The following is a 1,906-nucleotide window of genomic DNA, read 5'->3' as shown; positions in this document are numbered from 1 at the left end:
GTATCAGGTGGGTGATCCTGCTGATCGCGCTGAGTCTCGTGTGGTATCTGTTCGCCGACCGCTTCACCCCTTATACACAACAGGCACGGGTGGAAGCTTTCGTCATTCCCTTGGCATCGCAAGGGTCGGGACGCGTCGCGAAGGTGTATGTGCGCAACAACCAGGATGTGAGGGCAGGAACGGTTCTATTCGAGGTCGACCCGGGCACTACAGGATCGCAGTCGAGCGCGCGCGAGCCGACCTCGAATCGACACGCCGGCAGATCGGTGCCAGCACGGCGGGCATCGAATCGGCGCGGGCTTCGTTGCGTGCGGCGCAGGCCAACGAAGTCAAGGCGCGCCAGGATAGTGGCCGTCTCGAACGCCTGTATCGCGAAGACGAGGGTACAATTTCGCTGCGCCGCCTCGAGGTCGCGCGTGCCACCCTTGAACAGGCCATCAGCCAGGTTGCCGCGGCGCGGGCCGAAGTGCAACGCGCTCGCGAACAGGAAGGCGGGAGAGACAACGAAAACGCCAAGCTGCGCAGCGCCGCGACTGCCCTCGAGAAGGCCGAACTCGACCTGAGCAATACTCGCGTGCGCGCACGCTCCGCCGGTCTTGTCACCGATCTGCGTACCGATGCCGGCCAGTTTGCTGCCGCCGGCAGCCCAGTCATGACGCTGATTGCCATCCACAACGTGTGGATCAGCGCGGAGATGACAGAGAACAATCTTGGCCTTGTCGAGTCGGGCACGCCGGTAGCCGTTGTCCTGGATGCCCTGCCAGGAAAAATTTTGGAAGGCCGCGTGCCCAGCGTAGGTTTTGGCGTCAACATCGGTCCGAGCACACCTCCAGGCAGTTTGCCGACGGTACAGAACAGTCGCGACTGGCTGCGCCCTGCCCAACGCTTTCCGGTCATTTTCGAGATCAACCCGGGAGAATTGAAGACCCTGCGCGGCGTGCGTGCGTGCGGTCAGGCCGAGGTCATGGCGTTCCCGAACCAGGACAATCTTCTCAATCCTCTCGGCCGACTGTACCTGCGTCTGATGAGCTGGCTGTCCTATGTCTACTGAGACCGCCGTCCCCGCTCGATGCGATCCGCGCGGTCAACGCGCGCAGCGCCTGGCGGTTGGCACGGCGCTGTGCCTCGCCATTAGTTTTGGCCTTGAACTGCCGATCCCCATGGTCGCTCCGGTACTCGCAGTATTTCTGTTTGCCACACTCAACCGACCTCTGTCGCTCAAGGCGGTGCTGGGCTTGGCACTGGTGTTGATGTTCACGAAGGGCAGCGGTCTGATGCTCATTCCGTTGCTGCACCATTACCCTTTCAGCGGCGTGCTACTGATCAGCGTGGGCCTCTTCCTGGCCTTCCGCTATGGCTTGCGCGGCGGCAACGATCTTGTCTCCACCTTCCTTGTGGCTGGCCTGACCATGATCTCGGCTGCCGGCACGACCGATTTCGGCCTCGCCGTCATGGTGATCGGCGCCCTGGTCGAGGGACTGCTCGTCGCCGTATCGGTGCTAACCGTCTGCCACTGGTTGTTTCCCGAACCCGCTGGCTTACAGGCGTTGCCTCCCGCCACGGTGCTGCCGGATAACGAGGCGAGCCGGATGGCGCTACGCGCAGCCTTGTTGGTGTTACCAGCCTTCCTGCTGGCACTGAGCGACCCTGCGGGCTACCTCCCGATCATCATGAAGTCAGTCAGTCTCAGTCGACAAAGCTGTACTGCCGCGGCTCGCGGCGCGGCTGGCGAGTTGCTCGGGTCGACGCTGCTTGGCGGGGCGCTTGTGATCGTCTTCTGGTGCGCGCTCAGTGAGATTGACCCGGGAAAACGGACACCTATCCTTTGAATAAGGGGGTGCCAAAATGGGCAAGCATCGAGCACCGTACCCGGCGGAGTTCCGGGCTCGTATAGTTGACCTGGTGA

2 pseudogenes are annotated in these 1,906 nt (G+C 62.5%); both read left to right on the top strand.

Features of this window, described 5'->3' with window-relative positions:
* Positions 1-2 precede the first annotated feature (2 nt).
* Positions 3-1,051: pseudogene (locus tag AWB67_RS37075) on the top strand (HlyD family secretion protein).
* A pseudogene (locus AWB67_RS37070) lies at positions 1,041-1,793 on the top strand (DUF2955 domain-containing protein); the annotation flags it as partial. The pseudogenes AWB67_RS37075 and AWB67_RS37070, both read left to right, overlap by 11 nt.
* Positions 1,794-1,906 lie beyond the last annotated feature (113 nt).

The sequence above is a fragment of the Caballeronia terrestris genome, from assembly GCF_001544515.1.
Lineage (GTDB): Bacteria > Pseudomonadota > Gammaproteobacteria > Burkholderiales > Burkholderiaceae > Caballeronia > Caballeronia terrestris.
The sequence above is the reverse complement of the archived record's forward strand: the minus strand, read 5'-3'. Positions and strand labels throughout refer to the sequence as shown.